Annotated in this window: 6 protein-coding genes and 1 pseudogene; 5 read left to right on the top strand and 2 right to left on the bottom strand. The window is 58.5% G+C overall.

Features of this window, described 5'->3' with window-relative positions:
* Positions 1–26: 26 nt before the first annotated feature.
* Positions 27–140: pseudogene (locus tag ACIPLA_RS27890) on the bottom strand (class I tRNA ligase family protein); the annotation flags it as partial.
* Between the two features lie 331 nt (positions 141–471).
* Between ACIPLA_RS27890 and apbC the strand changes: the two are divergent.
* Positions 472–1,566: an iron-sulfur cluster carrier protein ApbC gene (apbC, locus tag ACIPLA_RS27895; protein ID WP_218399021.1), complete on the top strand. Its 1,095-nt coding sequence runs from the start codon at positions 472–474 to the stop codon at positions 1,564–1,566.
* A 130-nt stretch (positions 1,567–1,696) separates the two neighbouring features.
* Here apbC and ACIPLA_RS27900 read toward each other — a convergent pair whose 3' ends face one another.
* The gene (locus ACIPLA_RS27900) at positions 1,697–2,455 is read right to left on the bottom strand and encodes an SDR family oxidoreductase (protein WP_192345612.1); all 759 of its coding nucleotides are present in this window, start codon (positions 2,453–2,455) and stop codon (positions 1,697–1,699) included.
* A gap of 169 nt (positions 2,456–2,624) precedes the next feature.
* Between ACIPLA_RS27900 and ACIPLA_RS27905 the strand changes: the two genes are divergently transcribed.
* The 4 genes from ACIPLA_RS27905 to ACIPLA_RS27920 form a co-directional block, all read left to right on the top strand.
* Positions 2,625–3,356, top strand: coding sequence for a HugZ family protein (locus ACIPLA_RS27905; protein ID WP_218399023.1), 732 nt, complete (start codon positions 2,625–2,627; stop codon positions 3,354–3,356).
* A 66-nt stretch (positions 3,357–3,422) separates the two neighbouring features.
* On the top strand, positions 3,423–3,899 hold the full coding sequence (locus tag ACIPLA_RS27910; protein ID WP_123500746.1) for an FxsA family protein: 477 nt from the start codon (positions 3,423–3,425) through the stop codon (positions 3,897–3,899).
* A 246-nt stretch (positions 3,900–4,145) separates the two neighbouring features.
* A complete protein-coding gene (locus tag ACIPLA_RS27915; RefSeq protein WP_007898444.1) occupies positions 4,146–4,439 on the top strand; it encodes a co-chaperone GroES in 294 nt (97 codons plus the stop codon).
* A 49-nt stretch (positions 4,440–4,488) separates the two neighbouring features.
* Positions 4,489–4,944: TCP-1/cpn60 chaperonin family protein (locus tag ACIPLA_RS27920; RefSeq protein WP_401177681.1), on the top strand; the 456-nt coding region annotated here is incomplete at its 3' end.

Genomic DNA, 4,944 nt, shown 5'->3' on the forward strand with positions numbered 1-4,944 from the left:
TAAATGAATTGGTTACCGCGATGCTACTGGAAGCTCACCCACAAATCGGTCTGTATGTATTCCAGCATATGGCCGAGGTGGATCGAACCATTGGCATAGGGCAGGGCGCTGGTGACGAGGATCTTGCGTGGCTCGGACATGGGGCTCGGCTACTTGATGAAACGGAGGTCGGCCACTATAAAGCGCTGGCGCATATTTTTCACCCCCAAGGCCAGCCTTCACGGACCTTTGTAGCAGCTGGCGTAGCCTGCGTTCGGCTGCGCAGCAGTCGTAAAACCAGGCACCTCGGTGTTTCAGGTAGTCCGGGTTTCCCGGATTCACGACTGCTGCGCAGCCGAACGCAGGCTTCGCCAGCTGCTACAGGTCGCATTCAACCATCGGTTATTTGTCACATCCTGAAAGCATGCCGTCCGGGCGACAGAACGGTTAGGATACCCGTCTGATTTTCCAGTCTTGCTATCGGAGTTGCCCATGAGCGCCGTCAATCGCGCAGCGGTGGAAGCCGTCCTTCGCCAATACACCGACCCTTACCTGAACCAGGACCCGGTCAGCGCCGGATGCGTGCGCGGCATCGACATCCAGGGTGATCGCGTCAGCGTCCAGCTGGAGCTGGGCTATGCCGCCGGTTTGTTCAAAAGCGGCTGGGCGCAGTTGCTGCAACTGGCCATCGAAGGCCTGGACGGCGTCGTCACCGCGCGCGTCGAGATCACCAGTGTGATCGCCGCGCACAAGGCTCAGGCGCAGATTCCGGGGTTGGCCAACGTCAAGAACGTCGTGGCTGTGGCGTCCGGCAAGGGTGGCGTGGGCAAGTCCACCACGGCTGCCAACCTGGCCCTCGCGCTGGCTCGCGAAGGCGCCAAAGTCGGGATTCTCGACGCGGATATCTACGGCCCAAGTCAAGGCATCATGTTCGGCATCCCTGAAGGTACCCGACCAAAGGTCAAGGATCAGAAGTGGTTCATTCCGATTGAATCCCATGGCGTCGAAGTGATGTCCATGGCGTTCCTGACCGACGACAACACGCCGATGGTCTGGCGCGGGCCGATGGTTTCCGGCGCCTTGTTGCAACTGGTCACGCAAACGGCCTGGGGCGATCTGGATTACCTGGTCATCGACATGCCGCCAGGCACCGGCGATATCCAGCTGACTCTGGCGCAGAAAGTCCCGGTAGCCGGTGCGGTAATCGTGACCACCCCACAGGATCTGGCATTGCTGGACGCACGCAAGGGCGTGGAGATGTTCCGCAAGGTCAACATCCCGGTGCTGGGCGTGGTGGAAAACATGGCCGTGCACATCTGCTCCAACTGCGGGCATGCCGAGCATCTGTTCGGTGAGGGGGGCGGTGTGAAGCTGGCCAACCAGTACGGTGTCGAACTGTTGGCTTCGTTGCCACTGTCGATGCTGATCCGCGAACAGGCCGATGGCGGCAAGCCAACGGTGATCGCCGAGCCGGACAGTCAGATTGCGATGGTTTACCAGGAACTGGCCCGCCATGTCGGCGCGCGGATTGTGTTGCAGGAAGCGGTAACGCCGGCGATGCCGAACATCACCATCAGCGACGATTGATTCGCTGAAGCAATGCGATCCATTGTGGGAGCGGGCTTGCTCGCGAAGACGGTATAACATTCAACGGATAAGTTGACTGAACCACCGCTTTCGCGAGCAAGCCCGCTCCCACATTTGTTTTGTGTTGAAGCTAGATCCGCAACCCGCCATCCAATTCCAGAATCCGACCGGTGTAGTAGTCGTTCTCGAAAATGTAGGCGGCCGACTGGGCAATCTCTTCGGGTTTGCCCATGCGCTTGAGCGGAATCCCGGACGTCATTTTCTCCAGCGCTTCCGGTTTCATGCTCAGGGTCATCTCGGTTTCGATGAAACCCGGCGCAATGCCCGCCACGCGAATGCCGTAGCGCGCCAGTTCCTTGGCCCAGGTCACGGTCGCCGCAGCGACACCGGCCTTCGCGGCGGAGTAGTTGGTCTGGCCAACGTTGCCGGCGCGCGAAATCGACGAGATATTGATGATCGCGCCGCTGTTTTGCAGCTCGATCATTTTTGCCGCGACTTCACGGGTGCACAGGAACACACCGGTCAGATTGACGTCGATCACCGCCTGCCATTGGGCCAGGCTCATCTTGGTCATTTCGCCGTCCTTGACCTTCAGCAGCAGGCCGTCGCGCAGAATGCCGGCATTGTTGATCAGGCCATGGATCGCGCCGAAATCGTCTGCCACCTGGGCGACCATATGGGTCACTTGCTCTTCATCGGCGACGTTGCACAGGTAGGCACGGGCCTCGACACCCTTGGCTTTGCAAGCCGCGACGGCGGCGTCGAGTTTTTCCTGATTCAGGTCCACCAGCGCCAGCTTCGCGCCTTTGCCTGCAAGATACTCGGCCATGGAGCGGCCTAAACCCTGGCAACCGCCGGTGATAATGATTACTTTGTCAGTGAGTTGCATTCGCATAGCCCCATAGCAGTTCGGAGTGGTTTTCCTTCTATTCTAGAGAGCCTCTCGATCTGAGCCTGATATGGCCTGGCTGCACATGAGAACTGCCCCTATGGCGTGCTGGAACTTTACCCAGGCGCCTGTCCGTTTTTTTGACGGATTCTATATAAGGAGTCATAAATTGAGCGTTGTAGTGGCTAAGCATGCCCGAGAATTGCTTCTCAAGGAATACCGTGGAGTGCTCTCGACGCACTCCAAAGCGATGCCCGGTTTCCCGTTTGGCTCCGTGGTTCCCTACTGCCTGGATGAGCAGGGCCGACCGCTGATCCTTATAAGCCGCATCGCTCAGCACACTCACAACCTGCAGAAAGATCCGAAATGTTCGCTGCTGGTGGGTGAGCGTGAAGCCGAAGACGTACAAGCCGTTGGTCGCCTGACTTACCTCGCCGAGGCAGAAAAGCTGCAAGACCCCGCTGCCATCGAGGCGGCCGCCGAGCGTTACTACCGCTATTTCCCCGATTCGCAGAACTATCACAAGGTCCATGATTTCGATTTCTGGGTGCTCAACGAGGTACGTCACCGCTACATCGGTGGCTTCGGTGCGATCCACTGGATCGATCAGTTGACCCTGGCCAACCCGTTCGCCGGCAAAGCCGAAGTGAGCATGGTCGAGCACATGAATGCCGATCACGCCAAAGCCATCGCCCACTACGTCGAGCTGGCGGGGCTACCGAAAACTGCACCGGCGCAATTGGCCGGCATCGACACCGAAGGCATGCACTTGCGCATCGGTCAGGGGCTCTACTGGCTGCCGTTTCAAACGCCTTGTAATACGCCGACACAAGTCCGGGAAGCCTTGGTTTTCCTGGCTCACGCCGAGCATTGGCCGAAAAATGAAGTGGCCGACGCTTGAATTCACGAAACGGCGACGTCATCTAAGGAAAACTGGCAAGGCATTCTTGCGTTGAGGAACCATTTGATGCGCCCTTTTTTGTTGCTCTTTGTACTGTTCCCGGTGTTGGAGCTGTTCGTATTCGTCAAGGTCAGCGGGGCGATCGGGTTTTTCCCGGCCCTGCTGCTGGTCATTCTCGGCTCGATGCTCGGCGTGTTCGTGCTGCGCATCGCCGGTCTGGCTACTGCGCTGCGCGCCCGTGAAAGCCTGAACCGCGGCGAGCTGCCGGCCCAGACCATGCTCGAAGGCCTGATGCTGGCCCTGGCTGGCGGTCTGTTGATCCTGCCGGGCTTCGTCACCGATGTGCTGGGCCTGATCATGTTGCTGCCGATCTCTCGTCGACTGCTGGCCAACAAAATGCGTCTGCGCGCCGAGGAACAAGCGATGCGTCAGCGTGCGTTCGCCGATGACCTTCAGCCACGGGGCGGTCCTGCTCCGCAGCAGCCACTGGGCCGTGAGCCCAATGTGATCGAAGGCGAGTTCGAACACCGCGATTCCAAGTAACACTTCCATCGACACGGCACCTTCGGGTGCCGTGTTCATTTTCAGGGCATTGAGATAAAAATTTTCGCTCCCCGCCCTTGAAATAAGCTTGTACGCCCTTATGTAACGGTCACCGCAAGGTTTCTGGCAATTGCGCCAGACAGACTTCCGCGGTTCGCTTGACGAACCGCACCCGGCGCCGCCGGATTTGTTAAACCCGCCGGGACTACACCGGCCGATGAAAACCACAATTAGGAGAGATCGACAATGAAGCTTCGTCCTCTGCATGACCGCGTCGTCGTCCGTCGCAGCGAAGAAGAAAAGAAAACCGCTGGCGGTATCGTCCTGCCAGGTTCGGCTGCTGAAAAGCCAAACCAGGGTGAAGTCCTCGCCGTAGGCCCAGGCAAAGCACTGGACAACGGTGAAGTGCGTGCGCTGGCCGTGAAAGTGGGTGACAAGGTTGTGTTCGGCCCTTACTCCGGCAGCAACACTGTGAAAGTTGACGGCGAAGACCTGCTGGTTATTGGCGAGAGCGAAATCCTCGCAGTAATCGAAGGCTGATTCCCCGCTCATTTTCCCGCTACTACAAAGTATTTAAGGAATATCGATCATGGCTGCTAAAGAAGTTAAATTCGGCGATTCCGCCCGCAAGAAAATGCTCGCGGGTGTCAACGTCCTGGCTGACGCAGTAAAAGCGACCCTGGGCCCTAAAGGCCGTAACGTGATCATCGAGAAGAGCTTCGGCGCTCCGACCATCACCAAGGACGGCGTTTCCGTTGCCAAAGAAATCGAGCTGAAAGATCGCTTCGAAAACATGGGCGTGCAGCTGGTCAAAGACGTTGCCTCCCGTGCCAACGATGACGCAGGCGACGGCACCACCACCGCTACCGTTCTGGCTCAGTCGATCGTCAACGAAGGCCTGAAAGCCGTCGCTGCCGGCATGAACCCGATGGACCTGAAGCGCGGTATCGACAAAGCGACCATCGCCATCGTCAAAGAGCTCAAAGCCCTGTCCAAGCCTTGCGCTGACACCAAGGCCATCGCTCAGGTCGGCACCATCTCGGCC

The sequence above is a fragment of the Pseudomonas sp. NPDC086112 genome (assembly GCF_044746425.1).
Lineage (GTDB): Bacteria > Pseudomonadota > Gammaproteobacteria > Pseudomonadales > Pseudomonadaceae > Aquipseudomonas.

Excerpts from the sequence above, each read along its gene's own strand:
- apbC (WP_218399021.1), top strand. The coding sequence starts at position 472 with ATGAGCGCCGTCAATCGCGCAGCGGTGGAAGCCGTCCTTCGCCAATAC.
- ACIPLA_RS27915 (WP_007898444.1), top strand. The coding sequence starts at position 4,146 with ATGAAGCTTCGTCCTCTGCATGACCGCGTCGTCGTCCGTCGCAGCGAA.
- ACIPLA_RS27910 (WP_123500746.1), top strand. The coding sequence starts at position 3,423 with ATGCGCCCTTTTTTGTTGCTCTTTGTACTGTTCCCGGTGTTGGAGCTG.
- ACIPLA_RS27900 (WP_192345612.1), bottom strand. The coding sequence starts at position 2,455 with ATGCAACTCACTGACAAAGTAATCATTATCACCGGCGGTTGCCAGGGT.